The sequence below is a fragment of the Pseudomonas sp. TH34 genome, assembly GCF_016650865.1.
Classification (GTDB): domain Bacteria; phylum Pseudomonadota; class Gammaproteobacteria; order Pseudomonadales; family Pseudomonadaceae; genus Aquipseudomonas; species Aquipseudomonas yamanorum.
Genome location: NZ_JAEKFB010000029.1, coordinates 91526 through 118015, shown reverse-complemented (window position 1 = coordinate 118015; position 26490 = coordinate 91526). Strand labels below are relative to the sequence as shown.

The 26490-nt window shown below is 60.7% G+C and carries 25 protein-coding genes; 14 read left to right on the top strand and 11 right to left on the bottom strand.

What is annotated here, in order from left to right; translation table 11 throughout:
• Positions 1 to 38: 38 nt before the first annotated feature.
• The 3 genes from JFU58_RS21565 to JFU58_RS21555 form a co-directional block, all read right to left on the bottom strand.
• Positions 39 to 1937 (bottom strand): PhoX family protein, encoded by a 1899-nt coding sequence (locus JFU58_RS21565; RefSeq protein WP_201142191.1) that lies wholly within the window; start codon positions 1935 to 1937, stop codon positions 39 to 41.
• A gap of 71 nt (positions 1938 to 2008) precedes the next feature.
• A complete protein-coding gene (locus JFU58_RS21560; protein WP_201142189.1) occupies positions 2009 to 2773 on the bottom strand; it encodes a TOBE domain-containing protein in 765 nt (254 codons plus the stop codon).
• A 57-nt stretch (positions 2774 to 2830) separates the two neighbouring features.
• Positions 2831 to 3568 (bottom strand): ComF family protein, encoded by a 738-nt coding sequence (locus tag JFU58_RS21555; RefSeq protein WP_201142186.1) that lies wholly within the window; start codon positions 3566 to 3568, stop codon positions 2831 to 2833.
• Positions 3569 to 3658: 90 nt separating this feature from the next.
• Here JFU58_RS21555 and bioB point away from each other — a divergent pair, with 90 nt between their 5' ends.
• The 10 genes from bioB (at position 3659) to JFU58_RS21505 (ending at position 16111) form a co-directional block, all read left to right on the top strand.
• A complete protein-coding gene (bioB, locus tag JFU58_RS21550; RefSeq protein ID WP_063026704.1) occupies positions 3659 to 4714 on the top strand; it encodes a biotin synthase BioB in 1056 nt (351 codons plus the stop codon).
• 154 nt (positions 4715 to 4868) lie between these two features.
• Positions 4869 to 6047: an 8-amino-7-oxononanoate synthase gene (gene bioF, locus JFU58_RS21545; protein ID WP_063026706.1), complete on the top strand. Its 1179-nt coding sequence runs from the start codon at positions 4869 to 4871 to the stop codon at positions 6045 to 6047.
• Entirely contained in the window at positions 6040 to 6771 is a 732-nt protein-coding gene (locus tag JFU58_RS21540) for an alpha/beta fold hydrolase (RefSeq protein WP_063026708.1), read from the top strand. Before bioF ends, JFU58_RS21540 begins: the two co-directional genes overlap by 8 nt.
• Positions 6764 to 7573, top strand: a complete 810-nt coding sequence (gene bioC, locus JFU58_RS21535) for a malonyl-ACP O-methyltransferase BioC (RefSeq protein WP_201142184.1) — start codon at positions 6764 to 6766, stop codon at positions 7571 to 7573. The genes JFU58_RS21540 and bioC overlap by 8 nt, the downstream gene beginning before the upstream one ends.
• Complete coding sequence (bioD, locus tag JFU58_RS21530) at positions 7570 to 8250, top strand: dethiobiotin synthase (protein ID WP_201142182.1); 681 nt, start codon at positions 7570 to 7572, stop codon at positions 8248 to 8250. The genes bioC and bioD overlap by 4 nt, the downstream gene beginning before the upstream one ends.
• Positions 8251 to 8357: 107 nt before the next feature.
• Positions 8358 to 8639: a hypothetical protein gene (locus JFU58_RS21525; RefSeq protein WP_010167428.1), complete on the top strand. Its 282-nt coding sequence runs from the start codon at positions 8358 to 8360 to the stop codon at positions 8637 to 8639.
• A gap of 337 nt (positions 8640 to 8976) precedes the next feature.
• Complete coding sequence (locus JFU58_RS21520; RefSeq protein ID WP_003211060.1) at positions 8977 to 10782, top strand: phenylacyl-CoA dehydrogenase; 1806 nt, start codon at positions 8977 to 8979, stop codon at positions 10780 to 10782.
• A gap of 263 nt (positions 10783 to 11045) precedes the next feature.
• Complete coding sequence (locus JFU58_RS21515) at positions 11046 to 12335, top strand: GGDEF domain-containing protein (protein ID WP_063026713.1); 1290 nt, start codon at positions 11046 to 11048, stop codon at positions 12333 to 12335.
• A gap of 90 nt (positions 12336 to 12425) precedes the next feature.
• A complete protein-coding gene (locus JFU58_RS21510) occupies positions 12426 to 14210 on the top strand; it encodes an acyl-CoA dehydrogenase C-terminal domain-containing protein (RefSeq protein ID WP_201142180.1) in 1785 nt (594 codons plus the stop codon).
• A gap of 122 nt (positions 14211 to 14332) precedes the next feature.
• The gene (locus JFU58_RS21505; protein WP_201142177.1) at positions 14333 to 16111 is read left to right on the top strand and encodes an acyl-CoA dehydrogenase C-terminal domain-containing protein; all 1779 of its coding nucleotides are present in this window, start codon (positions 14333 to 14335) and stop codon (positions 16109 to 16111) included.
• 226 nt (positions 16112 to 16337) lie between these two features.
• Here the strand turns inward: JFU58_RS21505 and JFU58_RS21500 are convergent, their stop codons facing one another.
• A complete protein-coding gene (locus JFU58_RS21500; protein ID WP_063026719.1) occupies positions 16338 to 17228 on the bottom strand; it encodes a LysR family transcriptional regulator in 891 nt (296 codons plus the stop codon).
• A 209-nt stretch (positions 17229 to 17437) separates the two neighbouring features.
• Between JFU58_RS21500 and JFU58_RS21495 the strand changes: the two genes are divergently transcribed.
• The 4 genes from JFU58_RS21495 to JFU58_RS21480 all read left to right on the top strand — a co-directional run bounded on the left by JFU58_RS21495 (position 17438) and on the right by JFU58_RS21480 (position 19877).
• Complete coding sequence (locus JFU58_RS21495) at positions 17438 to 18718, top strand: aspartate aminotransferase family protein (RefSeq protein WP_063026721.1); 1281 nt, start codon at positions 17438 to 17440, stop codon at positions 18716 to 18718.
• A 234-nt stretch (positions 18719 to 18952) separates the two neighbouring features.
• The gene (locus JFU58_RS21490) at positions 18953 to 19318 is read left to right on the top strand and encodes a type II toxin-antitoxin system RelE/ParE family toxin (RefSeq protein WP_201142175.1); all 366 of its coding nucleotides are present in this window, start codon (positions 18953 to 18955) and stop codon (positions 19316 to 19318) included.
• On the top strand, positions 19302 to 19622 hold the full coding sequence (locus tag JFU58_RS21485; RefSeq protein ID WP_063026725.1) for a helix-turn-helix domain-containing protein: 321 nt from the start codon (positions 19302 to 19304) through the stop codon (positions 19620 to 19622). The genes JFU58_RS21490 and JFU58_RS21485 overlap by 17 nt, the downstream gene beginning before the upstream one ends.
• 96 nt (positions 19623 to 19718) lie before the next feature.
• On the top strand, positions 19719 to 19877 hold the full coding sequence (locus JFU58_RS21480) for a YqaE/Pmp3 family membrane protein (protein ID WP_003211049.1): 159 nt from the start codon (positions 19719 to 19721) through the stop codon (positions 19875 to 19877).
• Positions 19878 to 19884: 7 nt separating this feature from the next.
• On the opposite strand, the gene pqqE is transcribed toward JFU58_RS21480, so the two are convergent.
• The 7 genes from pqqE to JFU58_RS21445 form a co-directional block, all read right to left on the bottom strand.
• Positions 19885 to 21024, bottom strand: a complete 1140-nt coding sequence (gene pqqE, locus JFU58_RS21475; protein WP_201142392.1) for a pyrroloquinoline quinone biosynthesis protein PqqE — start codon at positions 21022 to 21024, stop codon at positions 19885 to 19887.
• Positions 21017 to 21292: a pyrroloquinoline quinone biosynthesis peptide chaperone PqqD gene (gene pqqD, locus JFU58_RS21470; protein WP_201142173.1), complete on the bottom strand. Its 276-nt coding sequence runs from the start codon at positions 21290 to 21292 to the stop codon at positions 21017 to 21019. Before pqqD ends, pqqE begins: the two co-directional genes overlap by 8 nt.
• Complete coding sequence (gene pqqC, locus JFU58_RS21465; RefSeq protein WP_201142171.1) at positions 21289 to 22041, bottom strand: pyrroloquinoline-quinone synthase PqqC; 753 nt, start codon at positions 22039 to 22041, stop codon at positions 21289 to 21291. Before pqqC ends, pqqD begins: the two co-directional genes overlap by 4 nt.
• Before the next feature lie 11 nt (positions 22042 to 22052).
• Positions 22053 to 22964, bottom strand: a complete 912-nt coding sequence (pqqB, locus tag JFU58_RS21460) for a pyrroloquinoline quinone biosynthesis protein PqqB (RefSeq protein ID WP_010167410.1) — start codon at positions 22962 to 22964, stop codon at positions 22053 to 22055.
• 77 nt (positions 22965 to 23041) lie between these two features.
• Positions 23042 to 23116 carry a pyrroloquinoline quinone precursor peptide PqqA gene (pqqA, locus tag JFU58_RS21455; RefSeq protein WP_003194766.1) on the bottom strand — a complete coding sequence of 25 codons (75 nt, stop codon included), beginning with the start codon at positions 23114 to 23116 and terminating at the stop codon, positions 23042 to 23044.
• A 155-nt stretch (positions 23117 to 23271) separates the two neighbouring features.
• Positions 23272 to 25644 (bottom strand): pyrroloquinoline quinone biosynthesis protein PqqF, encoded by a 2373-nt coding sequence (gene pqqF / locus JFU58_RS21450; RefSeq protein WP_201142168.1) that lies wholly within the window; start codon positions 25642 to 25644, stop codon positions 23272 to 23274.
• Positions 25645 to 25694: 50 nt separating this feature from the next.
• Complete coding sequence (locus JFU58_RS21445) at positions 25695 to 26489, bottom strand: carbon-nitrogen hydrolase family protein (RefSeq protein ID WP_201142166.1); 795 nt, start codon at positions 26487 to 26489, stop codon at positions 25695 to 25697.
• Position 26490 lies beyond the last annotated feature (1 nt).

Here is a 26490-nt window from a genome sequence, read left to right as displayed (position 1 = left end):
CAACTGTGGGAGCCGGGCTTGCCCGCGATGGCGCCTTATCAGGCGCCGACGATCCCGCCATCGTCTCGACGAATCGCCATCACCGAGGACCGTGGCTTGCCATTCGGCAGGTGCTCCGGCCAGGTCGAACCACCGGTTTCCCCCGGATGCTGAATCCCCACAAACAGGGTTTTCTGGTCCGGCGAGAAGCTGATCCCGGTCACTTCACACGCCACCGGCCCCACCATGAACCGCCGAATCTCTCCGGTCGACGGGTCGGCACACAGCATCTGGTTATTACCCATCCCGGCAAAGTCGCCGCCGTTGCTGTAGTCGCCATCGGTCAGGATCCACAACCGCCCGGCCTTGTTGAAACCCAGCCCATCCGGGCTGTTGAACATGTTCTGCGGGTTGATGTTGGACGAGCCACCCTTTGGCGTCCCGGCATGCACCGCCGGGTTGCCGGCCACCACAAACAGGTCCCAGCTGAAGTCCGGCGCGCCATGGTCATTGGCGTTGGCCTTCCAGCGCAGGATCTGCCCGTAGACGTTTTTCTCCCGCGGGTTCGGGCCGCCGACGGGCTGACCGTCTTCGCCGCGCTTGGCGTTGTTGGTCAGGGTGCAATACACCTGGCCGTCAGTGGGGCTGACCACGATCCATTCCGGGCGGTCCATGCGGGTGGCTTTCACCACGCTGGCGGCCAGGCGTGCGTGGATCAGCACTTCGGCCTGGCTGGCAAAACCGCTGTTGGCGTCGATGCCGTTCTTGCCGTAGGTCAACTCGACCCATTGGCCCTGGCCCTTGGGATGGTCGGCATTGCCGTCGCCTGCGTCGAAAATCGCCACATACAAGGTGCCGTGGTCCAGCAGGTCTTTGTTGGCCTTGGGGTTCTTGTGATTGATCTTGTCGCGGCTGATGAACTTGTAGATGAACTCGCCGCGTTCGTCGTCGCCCATGTACACCACGGCGCGGCCGTCGCGGGTTTCCGCGAGGGCGGCGTTTTCGTGCTTGAAGCGACCCAGGGCGGTGCGTTTGACCGGTGTGGATTGCGGGTCGAACGGGTCGATTTCCACCACCCAGCCATGGCGGTTGAGTTCGTTGGGGTTCTTGGCCATATCGAAGCGCGGGTCATGAGGGTGCCAGTTGATGTCTTTGCTGGCGGCCACCACGCCGTAGCGTTTCTGCCCGGCGTCGAAGGTTTGTTGCGGGTTGCTGCTGCCGAAGCAATCGGTGAAGTTCTCTTCGCAGGTCAGGTAGGTGCCCCACGGGGTCTTGCCGTTGGCGCAATTCTGGAAGGTGCCGAGGACTTTTTTGCCGGTTTTGTCGGCGCTGGTTTTCAGCCAGGCATGGCCCGCTGCGGGGCCACCGAAGCGGATCGGCGAGTTGCCGTGGATGCGCCGGTTGTAGCGCGATTCCTGGACGAACTGCCAGGTGTCGCCTTTGCGCCGCACTTCGATCACCGACACCCCTTCGCTGGCCAGCGCCTTGCGCACGTCTTCCGCCGATTGCGGCGCGCCGCCGTGGGCGAAGAGGTAGCGATAGTTGGTGTATTCGTTGTTGATCGCCATCAGCGCGCGGTTGTCGTCACCGGGGAAAGCAAACAGGCTCATGCCGTCGTTGTTGTCGCCGAACTGTTGTTCCTGGGCCTTGGCGGTGCCGTTGCCGCTAGGGTCGAAGGCCGGCGCGTTTTTGTGCAGTGGCTGGCCCCAGCTGATCAGTACCGAGGCGCTGTAGCCGGGCGGCAGGGTGATGGTGTCGCTGGTGGCTGCGGCGATGCTGGTGAAACCCAGCAATGGGCTGTTCGACGCGGCGTTGACCGCCAGGGCACTGCGGGTCAGCAGGTTGCCGCCGAGGAACATCGCGGCACCGCACAGGGCGCCGGCACCGATAAAACGCCGGCGGGTGAGGCCGACCATCTGTTCCAGATCGGTGGCTTGGTTTTCTTCTAATAGGCTCATTTCAGGCTCCCTGCGGGTTTTTGCAGACACCTTAAGGAGCGGTCGTGACGAAATTGTTGCAGTTTGAAGCGTTACACCGGGGTGCCCAGCAGCACGTTGCTGGGGGAGAACTGCACCTTCACCTGCACGCCTTCGGCGGCACTGATCTGCGCAAGTGCGTCGGGCCGGGCCAGGGCACACAAAACCTGGCCATTGGGCAGAGTGATACGGACCTCGCTCGGGCCGTCTTCGGCGTCGAGAATCGCCTCGACTTTTCCTTCCAAGCAATTGTGTCCTGGTGTTGCTGACTGCGAGACGGCCAGCACTTCCAGCCAGCCAGCCTTGATCAGGGCCACCACTTCGGTGCCGATCTCCAGCTCCAGATGCAAGGTGCTGTCGTGGGTGATCTGTGCATCCAGGCTCAGCCCGCCGGCCAGTTCCAGGCGAATCAGGTCGTTGCGGCCATGGCTGTCGATGGCCATGACCTTGCCGTGCAACTGGTTGCGCGCGCTGGTGCGCAGCATCAGGCGGCCCAACAGGTTGAAGTCGCTGGCGTCTTCGGCGGAATCCAGCACCTGGGCTTGCAGCACTTGCAGACGCTGGTAGAGACGCAACACCCGTTCGCCCTCTGCCGTAAGCTTGGCGCCGCCACCGCCTTTGCCGCCGACACTGCGTTCCACCAAGGGCTTTTGCGCCAGGTTGTTCAACTCGTCGATGGCGTCCCACGCTGCCTTGTAGCTCAAGCCCGCACTCTTTGCCGCGCGGGTGATGGAGCCCTGCTCGGCAATGTGTTGCAGCAGCGCAATGCGCTGGGGGCGACGGACGATGTGTTGGCTCAAGAGGGTAGGCAGGGACATGGGGACACGCTTCGATGGAATGGGCAGACGTTGCGGGCAGGGCGTCTGAGAGTCAAGTCATGTGCCGGGCTTGGGCGTGCGGGCCAGGCAATACACATCCACCTGTCGGGCGCCGGCGTCCGTCAATAGGCTGGCCAGGCTGTTGGCGGTGGCGCCGGTAGTCAGTACGTCATCGATCAGCGCCAGGTGCCGGCCGTTGACTTGCGCACCGTCCGCCAAGGCAAAGGCCTGGAGCAGGTTGCGCTGGCGGGTCCTGGCGTCCAGGTCCTGTTGCGCCACCGTTTCATGAGGCCGTAACAGCAGGTGCTCATCGTAGGGGATATTCAGGTCCTTGCTCAGCCAGCGCGCGAGCATGGCTGACTGGTTGTAACCCCGTTCCCGCAGGCGTTTGCGAGCCAAGGGCACGGGTAGCAGGCAGTCGGGGCGCGTCAGCTCCGCATCGTCATAACGGTGTTGCAGAAACTGCCCCAGCAGGTGCGCGAGCAAATGGCCCAGCGGCCATCGGGCCTGATGCTTGAAGCGGCTGATCAAGCTGTCGATGGGAAAGCTGTAGATCCAGGGGGCAACCACCTGTTTAAACGCCGGTGGTCGCTTCAGGCATTGGCCACACACCAGGCCTGAAATGGGCAATGGCAGCGCGCACACTTCGCATTGATCCATCAACCAAGGCAGTTCGGTTTCGCAGGTGTTGCAGATGGAATGGGCCGTTTCGCTCCTTTCATCACAGATCAAACAGATTTGGTTGCTTTTTAACCAGATGTAAACCTCGTGTTTCTTCTCAAGTTGACAGTGCATGAATCTTCCTTAAATATGCCGAGCATCCGTGTCGTGCCTGTGGGTATTACTGTCCGCAGGGCTTGCCAAAGCATAATCAAGGAATCGCCCATGAGCGCCAGCATCACTGCCAACCTGCGTCACGATTGGTCTTTAGCCGAAGTCAAAGCGCTGTTTGTCCAGCCTTTCAACGACCTGTTGTTCCAGGCGCAGACCGTGCACCGCGCGCATTTCGACGCCAACCGCGTCCAGGTTTCCACGCTGCTGTCGATCAAGACCGGCGCCTGCCCGGAAGATTGCAAATATTGTCCGCAGTCGGGCCACTACAACACGGGCCTCGAAAAAGAGAAGCTGATGGAAGTGCAGAAGGTCCTCGAAGAGGCCGCCCGCGCCAAGGCCATCGGCTCGACCCGTTTCTGCATGGGCGCCGCCTGGAAACACCCGTCGGCCAAAGACATGCCCTACGTGCTGGAGATGGTCAAAGGCGTGAAAGCCATGGGCCTGGAAACCTGCATGACCCTCGGTCGCCTCGACCAGGACCAGACCGAAGCCCTGGCCCAGGCTGGCCTCGATTACTACAACCACAACCTCGACACGTCGCCGGAGTTCTACGGTTCGATCATCACGACTCGTACCTACGCTGAGCGTCTGCAAACCCTGGCGTACGTGCGTGATTCGGGGATGAAGATCTGCTCCGGCGGCATCCTCGGCATGGGCGAGTCCCTGGACGACCGCGCCAACCTGCTGATCCAGCTGGCCAACCTGCCGGAGCATCCGGAATCGGTGCCGATCAACATGCTGGTGAAAGTCGCCGGCACACCGTTGGAAAACGCGGACGACATCGACCCGTTCGACTTCATTCGCATGCTGGCAGTGGCGCGTATCCTGATGCCGCAGTCCCATGTGCGGCTGTCGGCCGGGCGTGAGGCGATGAACGAGCAGATGCAGGCCCTGGCGTTTTTTGCCGGTGCCAACTCGATTTTCTACGGCGACAAACTGCTGACCACCGCCAACCCGCAGGCGGACAAGGACATGCAACTGTTCTCGCGCCTGGGCATCTTGCCGGAGGCTCGCGAAGAGCACGCCGACGAAGTGCACCAGGCGGCGATCGAGCAGGCGCTGGTGGAGCAGAAGAGCAGCGAGCAGTTCTATAACGCGGCTGTTTAAGCCATTTCTCCTGCCGAAGTGCGATCCAGTGTGGGAGCTGGCTTGCCTGCGATAGCGGTCTGTCAGACACATTGATGTTGAATGTGTCGCCGCAATCGCAGGCAAGCCAGCTCCCACAGGGTTGACCGCGTTTAGCCTGCTTAACCGAGGTCTCATGTCTTTCGATCTCGCCGCGCGTCTTGCGGCTCGTCGTGCCGAACACCTGTATCGCCAACGTCCACTGCTGCAGAGCCCGCAAGGCCCTGACGTCGTGGTCGATGGCCAGCCGTTGCTGGCGTTCTGCAACAACGATTACCTGGGCCTGGCCAATCACCCGCAAGTGATTGAAGCCTGGCGCGCGGGCGCGGCGCGTTGGGGCGTCGGTGGCGGTGCTTCGCATCTGGTGATTGGCCACAGCACGCCGCACCATGAGCTGGAAGAAGCCTTGGCCGACCTGACTGGCCGCCCGCGGGCGCTGCTGTTCACCACCGGTTACATGGCCAACCTCGGAGCCGTCACGGCGCTGGTGGGTCAGGGCGATACGGTGCTGGAAGACCGTCTCAATCATGCCTCATTGCTGGATGCCGGTTTGCTCTCCGGGGCGCGCTTCAATCGTTACCTGCACAACGACGCGGCCAGCCTGGCCAAGCGCCTGGAGAAAGCCACCGGCAATACGCTGGTGGTCACCGATGGCGTGTTCAGCATGGACGGCGACCTGGCTGACCTGCCGGCACTGGCCCGTGAAGCCCGAGCCAAAGGCGCATGGCTGATGGTGGATGACGCCCATGGCTTCGGGCCTTTGGGCGCCAACGGTGGTGGGATCGTCGAGCATTTCGGTTTGAGCCAGGAAGACGTTCCGGTGTTGGTGGGCACTCTGGGCAAAGCCTTCGGTACTGCCGGCGCGTTTGTCGCGGGCAGCGAAGAGCTGATCGAAAGCCTGATCCAGTTCGCCCGCCCGTATATCTACACCACCAGCCAACCGCCGGCATTGGCCTGCGCCACGCTGAAAAGCCTGGAATTGCTGCGTACCGAGCATTGGCGGCGTGAGCATCTCAACGGGTTGATCCGCCAGTTCCGCCAGGGCGCCGAGCAGATTGGCCTGGAGCTGATGGACAGTTTCACGCCGATCCAGCCGATCATGATTGGCGACAGTGCCCGTGCCGTGCGTTTGTCGCAGATGCTGCGCGAGCGTGGGCTGATGGTGACTGCGATCCGTCCGCCAACCGTGCCCGCCGGCAGCGCTCGCCTGCGGGTAACCCTGACGGCGGCCCACAGTGAAGCCCAGGTGCAGCTATTGTTAAACGCATTGGAAGAGTGTTTCCGCTTGTTAGGCCAGGAGCCCGACCATGCGTGATCGACTGATATTGCTGCCTGGCTGGGGCCTCGGCATCTCGCCGCTGGAACCGCTGGCGGCGGCGCTGCAAGGGCTGGATGAACACCTGCGGGTGCATATCGAACCCTTGCCGGCGCTGGCTGGCGCGGACCTCGACGAATGGCTGGACGAGCTGGACGCCAGCCTGCCGGACAACGCCTGGCTGGGTGGCTGGTCCCTCGGCGGGATGCTGGCTTCGGAGCTTGCAGCGCGCCGGGGCGATCGTTGCTGTGGCCTGGTGACCTTGGCCAGCAACCCCTGTTTTGTCGCCCATGACGGCTGGCCGAGCGCAATGCCCGGCGAAACCTTCGATGCGTTTCTCGCCGGGTGCAATGCCGATTCCCAGGTCACGCTCAAGCGCTTCGGCCTGTTGTGCGCCAAGGGCGCGGAAGACCCTCGCGGGCTGGCGCGCTTGTTGGTCAGCGGGGCGCCGAATACGCCGTCCCCGGTCCTGATGAATGGCCTTGAGTTACTCGCTCAACTGGATACCCGTGAGGCGTTGCTGGCCTTTCGTGGCCCACAGTTGCACCTGTTTGCCGGCATGGACGACCTGGTGCCGGCCGAGGCGGCCAGCGACCTGCTGACCTTGTTGCCCGATGTTGAAATCGGCCTGATTGAACAGGCCGGTCACGCTTTTCTACTGGAGGACCCCCACGGTGTGGCGGGGGCCATCCAGGCTTTTTTGCATGAGTGCGGTGATGACTGATTTGTCCCATGTGCTACCCGGCGGCTTGCCAGACAAGCGCCAGGTAGCGGCCTCCTTTTCCCGCGCAGCCGCCAGTTACGACAGCGTTGCCGAGTTGCAGCGTGCGGTGGGCAGCGAGCTGTTGCGGCGTTTGCCCGAAGGTCTTTCTCCACAACGCTGGCTGGACCTGGGCAGTGGCACGGGCTATTTCAGTCGTGTGTTGGGCCAGTCATTTCCGGATAGCCAGGGTTTGGCCCTGGATATCGCCGAGGGCATGCTCAACCACGCCCGGCCCTTGGGTGGCGCGCAACATTTTATCGCTGGGGATGCCGAGCGCTTGCCGTTGCAGAACTCCAGTTGCGGGCTGATTTACTCCAGTTTGGCGGTGCAGTGGTGTTCGGACTTTGGCGCAGTGCTCAGTGAGGCGCGGCGAGTGTTGCAGCCGGGTGGCGTGCTGGCGTTTGCCAGTCTCTGCGTGGGTACGCTGGATGAGTTGCGCGAAAGCTGGCGCGCGGCGGATGGTATGGTTCATGTGAACCGCTTCCGGCCGTTCAGTGCTTATGAGCAACTGTGCGCAGCCAGTGGTTTGCGGGTGCGCAGCCTGGAGCAGTGTCCCCACGTGTTGCATTACCCCGACGTGCGCAGCCTGACTCACGAACTGAAAGCATTGGGTGCGCACAATCTGAACCCGGGGCGCCCCGGAGGCTTGACGGGCCGGGCGCGGATTGTTGCACTGGTGCAAGCCTACGAGCAGTTCCGCCAGGTCCAGGGCCTGCCGGCGACTTATCAAGTGGTGTACGCCGTCCTGGAGAAACCTCTATGAATGCCGCTTACTTCATCACGGGGACCGACACCGACGTCGGCAAGACCACCATCGCTGCCGGCCTGCTGCATGCCGCGCGGCAAGCGGGCAAAAGCACGGCGGCGGGCAAACCGGTAGCCTCGGGGTGCCAACTGACCCCCAAGGGTCTGCGCAATTCGGATGCCCTGGCGTTGTTGGCGGAATGTTCACTGCCCTTGACCTATGCCGAGGTCAATCCGGTGGCGTTCGAGCCGGCCATCGCGCCGCATCTGGCAGCCCGCGAAGCCGGTGTGGCACTGACGGTGCAGTCGTTGTTGAAGCTGATGCAGCATGTGCTGGCCAAGCAGGCAGACTTCACCTTGATTGAAGGCGCCGGCGGTTGGCGTGTGCCCTTGGCGGATCAGGACAATCTGTCGGACCTGGCCCAGGCGCTGAAGCTGCCGGTGATCCTGGTGGTGGGTGTGCGACTGGGTTGTATCAGTCACGCGTTGCTGACCGCCGAAGCCATCGCCCGGGACGGTTTGCCGCTGGCGGGTTGGGTAGCCAATATCATCGATCCCAAGACCTCTCGTCTGGAAGAGAACCTTGCAACCCTGGCTGAGCGACTCCCCGCGCCATGCCTGGGAAGGGTGCCCAAGCTCAAGCATCCCAGCGCCGAAGCGGTCGCCGAGTACTTGCAACTGGACCTGCTTGACTAGTTTTACCTATCAATAAGGCATTATGCCATTAGTGTTTTTAACGGGCCTTTTGCCGGTATGTCTGCTTCAATAAGGTTTCACGATTCTCTTTCAGGCAGGTTCACGCCATGGAAATCTCTGGTAGCAGTGCGTTTTACTCGGGACTGAGCGCCATTCAGACCGGGCAGAACCGTGTCGACCAGGCCGCCGGCAAGATCGCCAGCGCCGCCACTACCCAGCCTTCGGACGCGCAAAATGATCGTTTGCGTTCGGTAGATGCCAATCAGGCCAGCAACTCGGCGAGCAATATGGTCGAGATGGCCCAAGGCAAGTTTCAGGTCGAGCTGGGCGCCAAAGTGGCCAAGGCTTCCGACGAAATGCTTGGTACGTTGATCGATACTTACGCATAACCCCCCCTCTTATTGTGCGAGCTGGCTTCTCTGTGGGAGCTGGCTTGTCTGCGATAGCGTCACCTCGATCCTCCTGATACACCGCGGCGCCCGCATCGCAGGCAAGCCAGCTCCCACATTGATCTTCACCGCTCAATAATCTTTTTCCCCCTGAATCGTCATGTGGCATTTCGCTGCAGGCCTTGCCGTGCCTGACGTTGACCTGCGTCATGACAAACGGCATTTGCACGACGCTTGACAAGGATAGGTCGTAAACGTATGTTTCAAACAACTGTTTGACCGCTACAACAATCCACGCGGTTGTTCATCCCAGATACATCAGCAGAGGTTTATCGCTATGCCTGACTACAAGGCCCCCTTGCGTGATATTCGCTTCGTTCGTGACGAACTGCTCGGCTATGAAGCGCACTATCAGAGTCTGCCGGCTTGCCAGGACGCTACCCCGGACATGGTTGACGCCATTCTCGAAGAAGGCGCCAAGTTCTGTGAGCAGGTACTGGCACCGCTGAACCGCGTGGGTGACATCGAAGGTTGCACCTGGAGCGAGTCAGGCGTTAAGACCCCTACCGGCTTCAAAGAAGCCTACAAACAATTCGTTGAAGGCGGCTGGCCAAGCCTGGCCCACGACGTGGCGCACGGTGGCCAAGGCCTGCCGGAGTCCCTGGGCCTGGCAGTCAGCGAAATGGTCGGCGAAGCCAACTGGTCGTGGGGTATGTACCCTGGCTTGTCGCACGGCGCGATGAACACCATTTCCGAGCACGGCACCCCGGAACAGCAAGAGGCTTACCTGACCAAACTGGTGTCGGGCGAGTGGACCGGCACCATGTGCCTGACCGAACCGCACTGCGGCACCGACCTGGGCATGCTGCGCACCAAGGCCGAGCCTCAGGCTGACGGCTCCTACAAGGTTTCCGGCACCAAGATCTTCATCTCGGCCGGCGAACACGACATGGCCGACAACATCGTCCACATCGTTCTGGCCCGCCTGCCGGACGCACCGGCTGGCACCAAAGGCATTTCGCTGTTCATCGTTCCCAAGTTCGTACCGAACGCCGACGGTTCGATTGGCGAGCGCAACGCGGTGTCCTGTGGTTCCCTGGAACACAAGATGGGCATTCACGGCAACGCTACCTGCGTGATGAACTTCGACGCGGCCACCGGTTTCCTGATCGGCCCGGCGAACAAAGGCCTGAACTGCATGTTCACCTTTATGAACACCGCTCGCCTGGGTACCGCGCTGCAAGGTCTGTCCCACGCTGAAATCGGCTTCCAGGGCGGCCTGAAATACGCTCGTGACCGCCTGCAAATGCGCTCCCTGACTGGCCCGAAAGCGCCGGACAAGGCAGCCGACCCGATCATCGTGCACCCTGACGTGCGCCGCATGCTGTTGACCATGAAAGCCTTCGCCGAAGGCAACCGCGCGATGGTGTACTTCACCGCCAAGCAGGTTGACGTGGTCAAGTACGGCACCGACGACGAAGCCAAGAAACAGGCTGACGCACTGCTGGCGTTCATGACCCCGATTGCCAAGGCGTTCATGACCGAAGTCGGTTTTGAATCCGCCAACCACGGCGTGCAAATCTACGGCGGCCACGGCTTCATCGCCGAGTGGGGCATGGAGCAGAACGTTCGCGACAGCCGCATTTCGATGCTGTACGAAGGCACCACCGGCATCCAGGCCCTCGACCTGCTGGGCCGTAAAGTGCTGATGACCCAAGGCGAAGCGCTGAAGGGCTTCACCAAGATCGTCCACAAGTTCTGCCAGGCCAACGAAGGCAACGAAGCGGTACAGGAATTCGTTGCACCGCTGGCGGCACTGAACAAAGAGTGGGGCGAGTTGACCATGAAGGTCGGCATGGCGGCCATGAAAGATCGTGAAGAAGTCGGTGCTGCCTCGGTGGATTACCTGATGTACTCCGGCTACGCCTGCCTGGCCTACTTCTGGGCTGACATGGCCCGCCTGGCCGCCGAGAAACTGGCTGCCGGCACCACCGAAGAAGGTTTCTACACCGCCAAGCTGCAGACTGCGCGCTTCTACTTCCAGCGCATCCTGCCGCGTACCCGCACCCACGTTGCAACCATGCTGTCGGGCGCCAACAACCTGATGGACATGAAAGAAGAGAACTTCGACCTGGGCTACTAAGCCTCGGCGGGTTCATTTCAAAAGCCGCCGCTCCTTAGGGAGCGGCGGCTTTTTTTTCGTTCCCATGCTCCGCGTGGGAATGCAGCCTGGGATGCTCTGCGTCCCGCTCCACGCCAGTCAATAAAAAACCACAGCGCAGCACTCAGGGATTGCGCCGCTCGGCCGTTAAAGTGATGGCAATGTGATACGCATCACATCGAATGTGCTTAACTGTGATCAGTGAAGGCACTGTGCCATCTTTTTAGTGGGTCGGAGCTTTACCCTTGCCACGCGTGTCTGCTTTACGTTTCAGTCATTTTTTACCTTCACTGCTGTTGCTGATGGCGGGGCTCTCGGCTGCGTATGTGAAGGACCTCAATGTGTTCTTCACCTCACTGTTCAATGTGCTGCCGACCCTCGTGTTGCTGCTGGGCGGTTCGTACTGCGCGGTCTACCGCCGCCAGCGCGAGCTGTTCCTGATGATCACGGTGTACGTGGTCTATTTCCTGCTGGACACCCAGACCGATTATTACCGCGACCATGGCCGAGTTCGGGACGACGCGGCGGTGGTTTTCCATCTGTGCTGCCTGTTGTTGCCGCTGCTGTTCAGCATCTACGCGCTCTGGCAGGAAAAAACCCACCTGTTTCGCGACTTCATCGCACGGTGCGCGGTGCTGTTGGCGATCGGCAGCGTGGCGCTGGCCCTTGAGCAAAGTTTCCCCCAGGCCGTGTTGAGCTGGTTGGCCGAGATTCGCTGGCCCGCCTTGCATGGCCGCTGGATGAGCCTGATCCAGCTTTCCTACCCGATGTTCCTGATTGGCTTTGTCACTCTGGCCGCGCAGTACTGGTACCAGCCAAGACCGCTGCACGCCGCGCAACTGGTGGGCTTGCTGGGGTTGTTCTGGATGTTGCCGCAGACCTTCATCCTGCCGTTCACCCTGAACATCATGTGCAGCCAGGTGATGCTGATGATTGCCGCCGGTGTGGCCCACGAGGCTTATCAAATGGCCTTCCGTGACGAGCTGACCGGGCTGCCGGGCCGTCGCGCACTCAACGAACGCATGCAGCGGCTGGGGCGCAACTACGTGCTGGCCATGGGCGACGTCGATCACTTCAAGCGCTTCAACGACACCCATGGGCACGATGTGGGCGATCAGGTACTGCGCCTGGTGGCCAGCAAGCTGTCCAAGGTCAACGGTGGAGGGCGGGCTTATCGGTATGGCGGTGAAGAGTTTGCCGTGGTGTTCGCCGGCAAGACCCTGGATGAATGCCTGCCGCACCTGGAAGAGATCCGCGAAATCATCGCCAACTACGACATCAAGTTGCGTAACCCCGATCGTCCCAACGACGACCAGCAAGGCCGGCAACGTCGTGCAGGCAGTGGCGCGTCCAGCGTGTCGGTGACGGTCAGCATCGGCGTCGCCGAGCGCCAGGCCGAGCAGCGCAGCCCTGAAGAAGTGCTCAAATCCGCCGACCAGGCGCTGTACAACGCCAAGGGCGCGGGGCGTAACTGCGTGGTTGCTTCGGGGCAGACCCGCCGGGGCGCGGTACGAATGGACAGCGCTGCCGGTTGAGTGATGGCGGTGTATTCAGCGGCCCTACAGTGATTGTCCGGTGGGCCGTGGGGCAGTAGGTTGAAGGCATCTGCTGCCGGAGACATCGCCATGCCTGACTATAAAGCTCCCCTGCGCGACATGCGCTTTCTGATCGATCACGTCTTTGATTTCCACGGCCACTACGCGGCGTTGGGTGCGACCGATGCCAGCCCGGACATGGTAGGCGCGATCCTCGAAGAAGGCGCCAAGTTCTGTGAAAACGTCCTCTCGCCGTTGAACCGCTCCGGCGATGAAGAAGGCTGCCATTTCGACAACGGTGTGGTGACCACGCCGAAGGGCTTCAAGGAAGCCTTCGCGCAGTACGTGGAAGGCGGCTGGCACGGTTTGGCGGCAGACCCGGCCTACGGCGGGCAGGGCTTGCCAATGTCCCTCGGCCTGGTACTCGCTGAGATGATCTCCTCCAGCAATACGTCCTGGGGCATGTACCCGGGCCTGACCCACGGTGCGATGTCGGCGATCCGTGCCCATGGCACTGAAGAACAGAAAAACACCTACCTGAGCAAACTCACCGCCGGCCAGTGGACCGGCACCATGTGCTTGACCGAAGCCCATTGCGGCACCGACCTGGGGCTGATCAAGACCCGCGCGGTGCCTCAGGCAGATGGTAGCTACGCGATCACCGGCAGCAAGATTTTCATCTCGGCCGGCGAGCACGACATGAGTGAAAACATCATCCACCTGGTGCTGGCCAAGCTGCCGGACGCGCCGGCCGGGACCAAGGGCATTTCGCTGTTTATCGTGCCTAAGTTTCACGCTGACTCGGGTGAACGCAATGCGATGGCTTGCGGCTCGATCGAACACAAGATGGGCATCAAGGCTTCGGCCACCTGTGTGCTGAACTTCGATGGCGCCCGGGGCTTCCTGATCGGTGAAGCGAACAAGGGCCTGAACTGCATGTTCACCATGATGAACCATGCGCGCCTGGGCACCGGCATGCAGGGCCTTTGTTTGGGCGAAGCGAGCTTCCAGGGTGCGATCAAGTACGCCAACGACCGCTTGCAGATGCGCTCGCTGACCGGTGCCAAGGCTCCGGAAAAAGCCGCCGACCCGATCATCGTCCACCCGGATGTGCGGCGCATGTTGCTGACCATGAAAGCCTTCAACGAAGGCAACCGGGCGCTGACCTACTTCTCCGCGCAGTTGCTCGATACCGCGCACTTGAGTGGCGACGAAGGTCAGCGTCAGGAGGCTGAAGACTTGTTGGCCTTCCTTACGCCGATCTGTAAAGCCTTCATGACCGAAACCGGGCTGGAGGTGACTAACCACGGTATGCAAGTGTTCGGTGGCCATGGCTTTATTCGTGAGTGGGGCATGGAGCAGTTGGTGCGGGATTGCCGGATTGCGCCGATCTATGAAGGGACCAATGGCATCCAGGCGCTGGATTTGCTCGGGCGCAAGGTGCTCGGCAGCCAGGGCAAGCTGCTGCGAGGTTTTACAAAGATCGTCCACAAGTTCTGCGCTGCAAACGCCGAGCATCCGCAACTCAAGGGTCATGTGGCGCAGCTCAACGAGTTGAATCAGCAATGGGGCGAGTTGACCGTCAAGGTCGGCATGGCAGCCATGAAGAACCCGGATGAAGTGGGTGCTGCAGCTCTGGATTACTTGATGTACAGCGGCTACATCATCCTCGCCTATCTGTGGCTGCGCATGGCGCTGGTGGCGCAGGAGCAGTTGGACAGCGGCAGCGGTGATGCCGATTACGCTCGAGGCAAGCTGGCGACATGCGAGTTCTACTTCAAGCGCCTGCTACCGCGCACGTCGGCCCATCGGGCGGCAGTGGAAGCGGGGAGTGAGTGCCTGATGAGTCTGCCGGCGGAGCTGTTTGCGCTTTAGTGACCGTAAAATACTTGTTGGTCACAAGCAGACCCTATGTGTCACAAAAGTTGTTCGGTTACACTCTGGGTCTGTAAAACTGATCCCACCCGAATAACGTTAAAGTTCTCACGAGGTTTGCCATGGCTGACTACAAAGCGCCGCTGCGCGATATGCGCTTCGTCCTCAACGAAGTTTTCGAGGTGGCCAAACTCTGGGCCCAACTGCCTGCGCTGGCGGAGACCGTCGACGCCGAGACCGTTGAGGCAATCCTCGAAGAAGCCGGCAAAGTCACCTCCAGGACCGTCGCCCCGCTTAGCCGTGGCGGCGACGAAGAAGGCTGCCGCTGGGAGAATGGCGCAGTCTTCACCCCGGCCGGCTTCAAGGACGCCTACAAAACCTACGCCGAAGGCGGTTGGGTGGGTGTGGGCGGTGACCCGACCTACGGCGGCATGGGCATGCCCAAGGCGGTATCGGCCCAGGTTGAAGAGATGATCAACTCCTCGGGCCTGGCCTTTGGCCTGTACCCGATGCTGACCTCCGGCGCCTGCGTGTCGATCAACACCCACGCCAGCGAAGAACTCAAAGCCACCTACCTGCCGAATATGTACTCGGGTGTGTGGGCCGGCTCCATGTGCCTGACCGAGCCTCATGCGGGCACCGACCTGGGGATTATTCGGACCAAGGCCGAGCCTCAGGCAGACGGTTCCTACAAGGTCAGCGGCACCAAGATCTTCATCACCGGTGGCGAGCACGACCTCACCGAGAACATCATCCACCTGGTGCTGGCCAAACTCCCGGACGCACCGGCGGGTCCCAAGGGCATCTCGCTGTTCCTGGTGCCCAAGTTCATGGTCAATGCCGACGGCAGCCTGGGGGCGCGCAATCCGGTGACCTGTGGCTCCATCGAACACAAGATGGGCATCCAGGCTTCCGCGACCTGCGTGATGAACTTCGACGAAGCCGTGGGTTACCTGGTGGGCGAGCCGAATCGGGGTTTGGCGGCGATGTTCACCATGATGAACTACGAGCGCCTGGGCGTCGGTATTCAGGGCCTGGCCTCAGGCGAGCGCTCTTATCAGAACGCTATCGAATACGCCCGCGACCGCCTGCAAAGCCGTTCGCCAACCGGTCCGAAAGCCAAAGATAAAGTCGCTGACCCGATCATCGTCCACCCGGACGTGCGGCGTATGCTGCTGACCATGAAAGCCTCGAACGAAGGTGGGCGCGCATTCTCCACCTACGTGGCAATGCAACTCGACACCGCGAAGTTCAGCGAAGACGCCACCACCCGCAAGCGTGCGGACGACTTGGTTGCCTTGCTGACCCCGGTGGCCAAGGCATTCCTGACTGACCTGGGCCTGGAAACCACCGTGCACGGCCAGCAGATTTTCGGCGGCCACGGCTACATTCGCGAATGGGGCCAGGAGCAACTGGTGCGTGATGTGCGCATCACCCAGATCTACGAAGGCACCAACGGCATTCAGGCCCTGGATCTGGTGGGACGCAAGATCGTCGGCAGTGGCGGGGCGTTCTACAAGCTGTTCGCCGACGAGATCCGCCATTTCACCGCTACTGCGGGCGCCGAACTGGCCGAGTTCACCAAACCGCTTAACGCGGCGGTGGATGATCTGGACGAACTGACTGCCTGGCTGCTGGATCGCGCCAAGTCCAACCCGAATGAAATCGGTGCGGCGTCGGTGGAATACCTGCATGCGTTTGGCTACATGGCCTATGCCTACATGTGGGCCCTGATGGCCAAGGCGGCCTTGGGCAAAGAGGCTCAGGAAGATTTCTACGCCAGCAAACTGGGGACTGCGCGCTTCTACTTTGCCCGCTTGCTGCCGAGAATCGCGTCCCTCAGCGCCTCGGTAAAAGCCGGTAGCGAATCGCTGTTTTTGCTGGATGAAGCACTGTTCTAAGGGCTTGGAGGGCGTGTAAGCATTCTCTTACATGACGTGCTGCTATTCGTCCTCTATCGCCACATTGGATCCACGGATAATCTACTTCACATGGACGTCGCGCAGGAAGCGCAAAGCAACAACACGGACACGTAGGATTCTGCCAGGAAGGCGGAGTGAAATGGATGTCAGGGAAACAGTCTGCAAAGCCCCGCTTCGGCGGGGTTTTCTTTTGCCTGCGAAAAAGTCAGACAGGCGCGTTCATCACGTCTTCCAGCAGCGTGCGCAACAATTCCAGCGTCGCCTGCTGACGCTGCACATCCCGGCACACCAATCCCACTTTCAACGGCACCCGTGGTTCACTCAACGGTTTCCACAGCAACGCCTTGCTGTTGTGTTCGTCCTGGGAGCGTCCGGGCAGTACTGTCGCCAGCTTGGTGTAGGGCAGGCTGTCGAGAATCCCCACCATCGTATTCAGCTCTGCCTGCACTTGCGGACGACGGCCCAGGTTGGCCAGTTGCCCTTGCCAGATCTGCCGTACCTGAAACTCTTCCCCCAGCAGCAACATCGGTAGCTCGGCGGCTTGCTTCAAGGAGACTTTCTTGAATTCCCGCAGCGGGTGGTCAGACGGGATGACCACCTTGAGTTCATCTTCATACAGCAGCACACCGTGCAACCCCGGCTGGCGCGGCGGCAGGTAGCTGATGCCGATGTCGAGCGAACCGTTGAGCAGCCGGCGCTCGATCTCCATGCCGGTCAGTTCGTAGATCTGTACCACCAAGTGCGGCTGGGCCTTGCGCACCCGTTCCAGCATCTGTGGTACCAGGCTGGTGTGCACGGTTTGCAGCACGCCGATCGCCAAGGTGCGCAATGCCTGTCCCTTGAAGTTACGTAAGGCTTCCACGGCCTGCTGCATGCCATCGAGCAAGGGCAGGGCGTGGTTGTACAACGTGTGGGCGGCGAGGGTTGGCAGCAGGCGCTTGCTGCTGCGTTCGAACAGGCTCACGTCGAGGTTCTGTTCGAGCTGGCGGATCTGTTGCGACAAGGCCGGCTGGGAGATCGACAGGCGCTCTGCAGCCCGGCCCACGTGGCCTTCTTCATACACCGCGACGAAATAACGCAGTTGCTTGAAATCCATAAGTAACACTTATCGAAAATGCTGGAAAATCGAAATGGCCGAGTGCCCCCGAGGCGCCTAGTCTAGCGCCTATTCACAGGGCTTACAGGGCCGGAAAGTGCGATGAGTAGTGTTTATGTTGACGGTGTTTGCATAGGCAGGGCAAAAAACCTCAGCCATGGGCTGATCGGTAATACCGACCAAGGTGCGATTGCCAGCGGGGTATATCCATGAACCTGTTTAACCTGCGACGCCCGGTCCCCAGTCTTGATGATCTGATCCTCGATGCGAAAACTCCGACACTGCGAGACGACCTTTCCAGCGACTGCCTGATGCCCAGCGTGACGCGTCCGCCTCAGGTGTTTGTACGCGGTCAGGGTTCCTGGCTATGGGACAGCGAAGACCGCACCTATCTCGACTTCAGCCAGGGCGGCGGCGCCAACAGCCTGGGTCACAGCCCACAGGTAGTGACCAAGGCGCTTGCCGATCAGGCCCAATCGCTGATCAACCCCGGCAACGGCCTTTACAACCGCGTTCAACTGAACCTCGCCGATCGCCTGTGCCAACGCACCGGCAGCGACCAGGTCTACCTGCTCAACAGTGGCGCCGAAGCCTGTGAAGCGGCCATCAAGCTGGCGCGCAAATGGGGCCAGCTGCACCGTGGCGGCGCCTATCGCATCATCACCGCGAGCAACGGTTGCCATGGCCGCAGCTTTGCGGCGATGTCGGCATCGGCCGCTGCCAGTGAAAACCGTTTTGAGCCGCAACTGCCGGGATTCAGTCATGTGCCTTTCAACGACCTGCCCGCATTACATGCAGCCGTCGACGCACAGACCGTGGCAATCATGCTGGAACCGATCCAGAACGATGCGGGTGTCATCCCTGCGACCGAGCACTATCTCAAGGGTGTCGAACGCCTGTGCCGCGAGCTGGGCATCCTGTTGATCCTCGACGAAGTGCAAACCGGCACTGGCCGTTGCGGCACGTTGCTCGCCGAACAGCACTACGGCGTACGTGCCGACATCATCTGCCTGGGCAAGGGCTTGGGTGGTGGTGTGCCACTGGCGGCGTTGCTCGCGCGGGGCAAGGCGTGTTGTTTTGAAATCGGTGAGCTGGAAGGCACCCACCATGGCAACGCGCTGATGGCTTCCGCTGGTATAGCGGTGCTCGATACTGTACTGAGCCACGGATTTCTGGAGCACGTTTGCGAGGTTGGCGCTTATCTGGGCGAAGGGCTTGCCCGCCTGGCTCATCGTTATGGCCAGGGCGAACTGCGTGGCCAAGGCCTGCTGTGGGGACTGACCCTGTCGGAAGATTCGGCAGATGCAGTGGTAAAGGCCGCGCTGAGCGAAGGACTGATCCTGAGCGCGCCGCAACCTGACTGTCTGCGCTTCACTCCGGCGCTCACATTGAGCAAAAGCAACGTCGACGAAATGCTCCTGCGCCTGGCGCGAGCGTTCTCCCGGGTGCGCACCGCACAGTTGCAATGCCGCAAGGGCATTGCCGTTTAACCCCCTTATTTCCTGAACCGTCTCGCGGTATACGCGGCGCCTCCAGCCTGATTCTTTTGGCTGGGGGCGTTTTTTTGTCTGCGTAATTTTTGGATTGAAAAGGGTGCTTGAGCATCATTGGGAAAAATGGCCTTTTAGCGGGCGTCGGCAAGGACTGCCGATAGGGCGTGAAGTTTTTTATGCCCTATTTCTAATCTATACCACTGAGTGGTATGTTTTTGGGAAGGGATGCCTATGAGGCTCAGGCTGTTCAAAACGCGGAATTTTGCCAACGCAGCCAGCAAGGCTTGGATATGTGATTCGGAATTGAGGGAAGCATTCAGCGAGATGCTTGGCGGCCAAGCCGACAATTTGGGCGGTGGTGTTTGGAAGAAACGTCTGAATCAGAACCGATATCGTTCAATTGTCTTGGCCAAGGGCAGGCATTACTGGGTATATCAATTGCTATACGCCAAGCAGAACCAAAGCAATATCACTCAAAGCGAGCTGGTTTGGTTTCGGTCGCTGGCTAAGACCTATGAAGGTTTCAGCGAAGCACAGATTCAGCAGATGCTGGATCTCAGGGAGTTTGTGGAGATACATCATGACCAAGAAATATAAAAGTGAGGCGTTTGAGTCCATTCATCAATCCGCCGAAGCGCTTTATGCAATTGGCGCTATTAACAAAACCACCCTTCGTGAGTTCGACGAGGCATGCCTTGCGGATATTCCGGCGCAAATCCCGGCCGAGCAAATCAAACAACTACGCGAGCGCAGTCACGTCAGCCAACCTGTATTTGCCCGTTACTTGAACACCAGCGCCTCCACGGTGAAGCAATGGGAGTCTGGTGAGAAGCGGCCCAGCGGCATGGCGCTCAAGCTGTTGAGCATCGTGCAGAAGCATGGTTTGGAAATCCTGGCCTGAGGATGGCCCCGTGCCAGATCCCACTGAACCCTTACCAACGGCCAAGGTCGATTAGCTTGTACGGCTCACACGAGCCGATTTTCTGGAGCTGAACCCATGGATATCATTCGCATCATCATCGCCATTCTGCTGCCGCCACTGGGTGTGTTCCTGCAAGTGGGTTTCGCTGGCGCGTTCTGGCTGAATATTCTGCTGACCTTGTGCGGTTATATCCCGGGTATCGTGCACGCGGTGTACATCATCGCCAAACGCTAAAATGACCTCAGCCTTTCGCGATAAGCCGTGAGTTTCGCTCGTTGCGAAAGGCCAGTTGCTCGATGGTCTGGGTGGCGTGCTCCGCTTCTTCACGGGCCTGAAGGATCAGCCCGTGGTGCTCCGATTTGCTGCACACCGGGTCGGCATTGCTGGCATCCCCGGTCAGCATGAACGCCTGGCAGCGGCAGCCGCCGAAGTCCTTTTCCTTCTCGTCGCATGAACGGCACGGCTCGGGCATCCAGTCGTAGCCGCGAAAGCGGTTGAAGCCGAACGAGTCGTACCAGATGTGTTGCATGCTGTGGTCGCGCACGTTGGGAAATTGCACCGGCATTTGTCGGGCTCCGTGGCACGGCAGGGCAGTACCGTCCGGCGTTACCGTCAGAAAGATGCTGCCCCAGCCATTCATGCAGGCTTTCGGGCGTTCCTCGTAGTAATCCGGCGTGACGAATATCAGCTTGCACGGGTGGCCTTCGGCTTCGAGCTTGGCGCGGTATTCGTTGGTGATGCGTTCGGCGCTCACCAGCTGTTCCTGGGTCGGCAACAGGCCGACCCGATTGAGCTGGGCCCAGCCGTAGAACTGGCAGGTGGCAAGCTCGACAAAGTCCGCTTCCAAGGCAATGCACAGCTCAATGATGCGGTCGATCTTGTCGATATTGTGCCGATGGGTGACGAAGTTCAGCACCATCGGGTAGCCGTGGGCTTTCACTGCCCGGGCCATTTCGAGTTTTTGCGCGAAGGCTTTTTTCGAGCCGGCCAGCAGGTTGTTCACTTGCTCGTCGCTGGCCTGGAAGCTGATCTGGATATGGTCCAGGCCTGCCTTCTTGAAGTCGCTGATTTTCTGCTCGGTGAGGCCGATGCCGGAGGTGATCAGGTTGGTGTAGAAACCCAACTTGCGCGCCTCGGCGATCAGTTCGGCGAGGTCCTGGCGCACCAACGGTTCACCACCGGAAAAACCCAGTTGCGCGGCGCCCATTTCCCGGGCTTCGCGAAATACCTTGATCCACTGTTCGGTGCTCAGCTCCTTGCCCTGCTCGGCGAAATCCAGCGGATTGGAGCAGTACGGGCATTGCAGCGGGCAGCGATAGGTCAGCTCGGCCAGCAACCAGAGTGGCAGGCCGATCTCCGGTTTCGGTGGCAGGTCAGGCAAGTTCGATCCAGTGCTGAGCACGGGCAACCTCCATGAATTGCTCGATGTCTTCACCGAGCTCGGGTACGCCAGGGAATTGCTTGTCCAGCTCGGCAATGATCGCGCTTACATCGCTTTCGCCATCGATCAAACCACCGATCAGCGCGGCGCTGTCGTTGAGCTTGATCATGCCTTCCGGGTACAACAACACATGGCCTTTCTGCGCCGGTTCGTACTGGAAGCGATAGCCCTGGCGCCAGGTCGGTTTTTTGCTGCGATCGAAGCTCATAGGGTGATCCCCTTATGCCACACACGCTGATCAGTCACGCTGTGATACGGCGGGCGTTTCAGTTCGTAAGCCATGCTCATGGCATCGAGCATGCTCCAAAGAATGTCCAGTTTGAACTGGAGAATTTCCAGCATGCGCTCCTGGCCTTCGCGGGAGGTGTAGTGCTGCAAGGTAATCGCCAAGCCGTGCTCCACATCCCGGCGAGCCTGGCCCAGGCGGGTACGGAAATACTCATAGCCGGCCGGGTCGATCCACGGGTAATGCTCGGGCCAGCTGTCGAGGCGCGACTGGTGGATCTGCGGGGCGAACAATTCGGTCAGGGAACTGCTGGCAGCTTCCTGCCAGCTGGCGCGACGGGCGAAGTTGACGTAGGCGTCTACCGCAAATCGTACGCCGGGCAGTACCAATTCCTGGGAGCGCAGTTGATCCGGGTCGAGGCCGACGGCCTGGCCCAGGCGCAGCCAGGCTTCAATGCCGCCGTCTTCGCCGGGGGCGCCGTCGTGATCCAGCAGGCGCTGGATCCACTCACGACGAATCTCCCGGTCCGGACAGTTGGCCAGGATCGCGGCGTCCTTGAGGGGAATGTTCACCTGGTAATAAAAGCGGTTGGCGACCCAGCCCTGGATCTGCTCGCGGGTGGCCCGGCCTTCATACATCGCCACGTGATACGGGTGATGAATATGGTAGAACGCGCCCTTGGCCCGCAGGGCCTGTTCGAACTCGGCGGTGGACAGCGGTGTGTCAGTCATTTGGCTCACTCCTACAATTCAATGCTCATGCCGTCGTACGCCACTTCCACATTGCGTCGCAGCAGCTCGGCTCGCTCGGGCGAGTCCTCGTCCAGGATCGGGTTGGTGTTGTTGATGTGGATAAGCACCTTGCGCTGCTTGGGCAACTGCTCCAGCACCTCCAGCATGCCGCCGGGGCCGTTTTGCGCCAGGTGGCCCATCTCGCGACCGGTGCGGGTGCCAACGCCACGGCGCTGCATTTCGTCGTCATCCCACATCGTGCCGTCCACCAGCAGGCAATCGCTGCCGGCCATGATCTCCAGCAACGGTCCGTCGACCTTGCCCAGGCCCGGCGCATAGAACAGTTTGCCGCCGGTGCGCAGGTCTTCGACGATCAGGCCGATGTTGTCGCCCGGGTGTGGGTCGAATCGGTGAGGCGAGTAGGGCGGCGCCGCGCTGCGCAGGGGCAGCGGTGTGAAACGCAGGTTGGGGCAGGCGGGAATGGTGAAGCTGGCATCCAGCTCGATGCGGTTCCACGCCAGGCCGCCGTTCCAGTGGGTCAGCATGGTGAACAGCGGGAAGCCGGTGCTCAGGTCCTCATGGACCATGTCGGTGCACCACACCTGGTGCGGGCAGCCTTCGCGCAGGCTGAGCAGGCCGGTGGTGTGGTCGATCTGGCTGTCCATCAGGATGATCGCGCTGATGCCGGTGTCCCGCAGGGCGCGGCCGGGTTGCATCGGGGCGAACCCTTGAAGCTGGGCACGGATGTCGGGTGAGGCGTTGCACAGCACCCAGTTCACGCCGTCATCGGAAATCGCGATGGACGACTGGGTACGCGCTTCGGCCCGCAAGCTACCGTCGCGAAAACCTGCGCAGTTCACGCAGTTGCAGTTCCATTGCGGGAAACCACCGCCCGCGGCGGAACCTAGAATCTGGACAAACATGGCCGCTCCACTACACATAACTCAAAAATAAAAACGCCCCGGGCGAGCCGAGGCGTTGCATTGCGATACAAAGCCAATCAGCGGCTGGCAAAGTACATGGTGACTTCAAAGCCGATACGCAGATCAGTGTAAGCAGGTTTGGACCAGGTCATGTTCTTACTCCTACGGATGGATGGGACATTTACTACCAATACATATAGTCCACCTCCAAGCGGAGATGTTCAGAGGTGTGCATGTGAATGTTACGTACTTCTTGTGAAGATAGCGCTGTCCTGTGGGAAAAAGCTTTTTACCGAAGCGGCAATGATCAGCCAGATCGTTGCCAGGAGCCGGCGGCACAAGCGCCATTAGCCACACAACGCCATCCGCCTGCAGCAGCATTGAGTTGCTGTGCCGCTTTCATTAAATCCTCGCGGGAGCGGGTCTGGATGAAATCTTGCAGCTGCTGGATGTAATCCGACGGGTGGCCTGCCAAGTGCGCGTGCCAGAGCAATTCAGCGGCTTGGGAAGTGGGTAGGGTGTCGAGGGAAAATTGCCGGGCCAGATCGTCCGGCAGTTCGCTGGCGTTGATCAGCGCGGGCAGTTGCTTCAGGAACGCCTGCAGGTGATCAAGTATTTGCGCAAGAGACGCGCTTGGGGATTGCACCCCAAACAGCAGGCCGGTTTGCCCGTTGTACTGTCGGATGCCGCTGAACACCGCGTAGCCCAATTGAAGCTCAACACGCAGTTGCTGGTAGAACGGCGCTTGCACCAGATGCGCGAGTAAACGCCAGCATGCCTCGTCGGCCAGGGGCTGGGTCGGTGTAGGACAGAACAGCAGCAGCGCGCTGTCGCTGGAATCGGTGCTCACTTCATGCCACACCTGCTGGCCGCTGATTGATGGAAGCTTGATGATAGCCGCTTCCGGTTGCCCCGGCAGTTTCCCTGCTGCGCTTTTTATCGCCATCTCGCAGGCGGCTGGCAGTCCGACGGCAAGCCCTTGCCAGCGGGCGGTCGACCACCGATCTTGGCCAGCCGTCTGTTCTGCAGATGGGATGTCGGCGCAATAGCCGGGCAATGCCTTGAGCAACTGCCGAATCGCCATGGTCTGTGCAGCGGCGGGGTGCGTCACGGTCGTTTCATTCAGCTGGGTCAGACCGCGTGCCACTTCCTCTAATATCGCGGGCATGGGTTCGTGCAGCCCGACCATCTTCAACTGCCAGTAACCGCCAATTGTCTCGAAAGACAGCTGGACGCCAGCCTGGCTGGCGTTCTCACGCAATTGTGGGAAAAGCTCTTCATGCAGCGGCGAATCCAGGTGCCAGCGCAGGTAGAGGGCGCCTTCATCCGTGTCGCCTGGCAGTGCCTGGCTGAAGGTCAACGCCGAAAGGTCCTTTCGGCCACGGGAGCGATCCTGGGCGAACGTGCGCAGGCCGCGATGGGCGCTGGTCTGGCCGCGAATCAGTCCCGGGCGCTCTTCCCTGACGGTCGGGCGCAGGAACGGGTTGGGGGGCGGCAGTTGCCAGGCGTGCCGGGACGGTGGCAATTGCAGCGAGTCCAGCAGGACTTTGAGGGAGGCGGCGCCATGTTCTGACAGGGCGGGCTCGTGATTCTGCCGGACCAAGGCCAGGGCACCGCTGACCTGTAGTTTGCGAGCGAGCAGCAGCGCGTACTCTTCCCGCAGCAGGGTCCAGTCGCTGTGTGCGAAAAAGCTTAGCCAGTCTTGCAGCAGCTCTTCGATCAGCGTCGTCTGCGGGGCACCATGAGTGTCCAGAGTGAACTTGATATCCAATATAGCCTGGCCGGCGAACTGATACAGGACAGTTACGTTAATGGCACTGACCAGCTGTTGCGTCTGCAACTCGGCGAGCAATCCGCCTGGTGCCGAAGCGTTCAGCCACAGACAGAGGAAGTCCAACGCGTCAGGGGATGCCTCGCTCACCACGACCTGATGCCAGTGATGCTCATTGGTGTGTAGATAAGTACGTTGATTGCCGGCCAGCAACGCCGGCGCAGGCTTCTGTGGCAGCAGCGGTGCAGTCTTCAATGCAGCGCCAAACTGTTGCGCCAACGCCTCTAGCTCCGCCAGCGACTGAGGGCCCGCAAGGCTCAAGGTCATCTGCCCGGTCTGATAGAAGCCTTCATAAAAGTCCCGCAACGCCTGCTGAAAATCCTCACGCTCTACCGGCAAGCTATCCCGATTGCCCGCATGAAATGCCCGCAACGGATGATCCGCCGCAACACCTTCCAGCAACGCTTGTTGCTGTTGCGCCGTGGCGTCTTGCGACCAGGCGACAAATTCCGCGTGCAGCACTTCTCGCTCGCGCAGCTGGTCTTCGATGGCCAGGCGCGGACGGCCGAGCATATCCCCCAAGCGCTCCAACGCTGCTTCAAATGCCGAAACAGGCACCTCAAAGAAAAAGTCGGTAGTGCGTTCGCGAGTGCTGGCATTGACCTGCCCGCCCTGACGCTGCACGTAGGCCATCAGCCCTTCATTTGCAGGAAAACGCTCGGTGCCCAGGAACAGCAAATGCTCAAGAAAATGCGCCAGTCCCGGCCAGGCCAAGGGCACATCGTGACTGCCCGCCGCAACGCGCAAGGCCGCCGCGCAACGCTTCAAACGCGGCGCATGACGCAAGGAAACCCGCAGGCCGTTGGCCAGGGTCAATTGAAGGTAATGAGGGTGGGCCGGCGCAGGCATGGGCACTTCCGAAACGTAGGAAGTGCCTATGCTAGCGCAAACCTGCCGGATCAGTGCTTGTGCAACGCACCATAAAGCTCGGGGCGACGGTCCAGCAGGTAGCGATTGGCCGCGCGTGAGTCGATCATCAACTGCCGATCCAGAGTGCCGACAATCAACGCCTCATCGAGCCCCGCCTGGGCTATTCGCTGGCCATCCGGTGCGGCAATGCTGCTTTGCCCGCAATACTGGATCTCGCGTTCCTGCCCACAGTAATTGGCGTAGGCCAAATAACACTGGTTTTCAAACGCCCGCGCCCGCACCGTCACATCGGCGACGAAATCGAAGGGCACCATATTGGCCGTCGGTACCAGGATCAACTCCGCCCCGGCCAGCGCCAGGCGACGGGTGTTCTCCGGGAACTCCAGGTCATAGCAAATCAGGAAACCCAGCTTCCACCCGTTCAATTCCACCAGCGGGAAATCATCGTCGCCGGCGCTGAACATCGAGTTGTCGAGATCGCCAAACAGGTGCGTCTTGCGGTAGTTGCACAGGCGCTGGCCGTTGGCGTCGATCAACTGCACGGCGTTGTAGATCTGCCCGTCTGCACCGCGCTCCGGATAGCCATACAGAATCGCCACGCCCGAGTTTTTCGCCAGTGCGGCGATGGATTGGGCAGCGGGGCCGTCCTGGGTTTCAGCCAAGGCGCCGACCGCTTCCACGCCGATGTTATAGCCGGTGAGAAACATCTCCGGCAGTACCAGCAGGTCAGCGTCGGTGGCCTCTTGCGCCAACTGATGCAGGCGCTTGAGATTGCCGGCCACGTCCAGCGGCAAAGGCGGGCATTGATACAGGGCGACACGCATG

Bases quoted from the DNA above. Each gene is read 5' to 3' on its own strand.
- JFU58_RS21565 (WP_201142191.1), bottom strand. From the start codon at position 1,937: ATGAGCCTATTAGAAGAAAACCAAGCCACCGATCTGGAACAGATGGTC.
- JFU58_RS21560 (WP_201142189.1), bottom strand. From the start codon at position 2,773: ATGTCCCTGCCTACCCTCTTGAGCCAACACATCGTCCGTCGCCCCCAG.
- JFU58_RS21555 (WP_201142186.1), bottom strand. From the start codon at position 3,568: ATGCACTGTCAACTTGAGAAGAAACACGAGGTTTACATCTGGTTAAAA.
- bioB (WP_063026704.1), top strand. From the start codon at position 3,659: ATGAGCGCCAGCATCACTGCCAACCTGCGTCACGATTGGTCTTTAGCC.
- bioF (WP_063026706.1), top strand. From the start codon at position 4,869: ATGTCTTTCGATCTCGCCGCGCGTCTTGCGGCTCGTCGTGCCGAACAC.
- JFU58_RS21540 (WP_063026708.1), top strand. From the start codon at position 6,040: ATGCGTGATCGACTGATATTGCTGCCTGGCTGGGGCCTCGGCATCTCG.
- bioC (WP_201142184.1), top strand. From the start codon at position 6,764: ATGACTGATTTGTCCCATGTGCTACCCGGCGGCTTGCCAGACAAGCGC.
- bioD (WP_201142182.1), top strand. From the start codon at position 7,570: ATGAATGCCGCTTACTTCATCACGGGGACCGACACCGACGTCGGCAAG.
- JFU58_RS21525 (WP_010167428.1), top strand. From the start codon at position 8,358: ATGGAAATCTCTGGTAGCAGTGCGTTTTACTCGGGACTGAGCGCCATT.
- JFU58_RS21520 (WP_003211060.1), top strand. From the start codon at position 8,977: ATGCCTGACTACAAGGCCCCCTTGCGTGATATTCGCTTCGTTCGTGAC.
- JFU58_RS21510 (WP_201142180.1), top strand. From the start codon at position 12,426: ATGCCTGACTATAAAGCTCCCCTGCGCGACATGCGCTTTCTGATCGAT.
- JFU58_RS21505 (WP_201142177.1), top strand. From the start codon at position 14,333: ATGGCTGACTACAAAGCGCCGCTGCGCGATATGCGCTTCGTCCTCAAC.
- JFU58_RS21500 (WP_063026719.1), bottom strand. From the start codon at position 17,228: ATGGATTTCAAGCAACTGCGTTATTTCGTCGCGGTGTATGAAGAAGGC.
- JFU58_RS21495 (WP_063026721.1), top strand. From the start codon at position 17,438: ATGAACCTGTTTAACCTGCGACGCCCGGTCCCCAGTCTTGATGATCTG.
- JFU58_RS21490 (WP_201142175.1), top strand. From the start codon at position 18,953: ATGAGGCTCAGGCTGTTCAAAACGCGGAATTTTGCCAACGCAGCCAGC.
- JFU58_RS21485 (WP_063026725.1), top strand. From the start codon at position 19,302: ATGACCAAGAAATATAAAAGTGAGGCGTTTGAGTCCATTCATCAATCC.
- JFU58_RS21480 (WP_003211049.1), top strand. From the start codon at position 19,719: ATGGATATCATTCGCATCATCATCGCCATTCTGCTGCCGCCACTGGGT.
- pqqD (WP_201142173.1), bottom strand. From the start codon at position 21,292: ATGAGCTTCGATCGCAGCAAAAAACCGACCTGGCGCCAGGGCTATCGC.
- pqqC (WP_201142171.1), bottom strand. From the start codon at position 22,041: ATGACTGACACACCGCTGTCCACCGCCGAGTTCGAACAGGCCCTGCGG.
- pqqB (WP_010167410.1), bottom strand. From the start codon at position 22,964: ATGTTTGTCCAGATTCTAGGTTCCGCCGCGGGCGGTGGTTTCCCGCAA.
- pqqF (WP_201142168.1), bottom strand. From the start codon at position 25,644: ATGCCTGCGCCGGCCCACCCTCATTACCTTCAATTGACCCTGGCCAAC.
- JFU58_RS21445 (WP_201142166.1), bottom strand. From the start codon at position 26,489: ATGCGTGTCGCCCTGTATCAATGCCCGCCTTTGCCGCTGGACGTGGCC.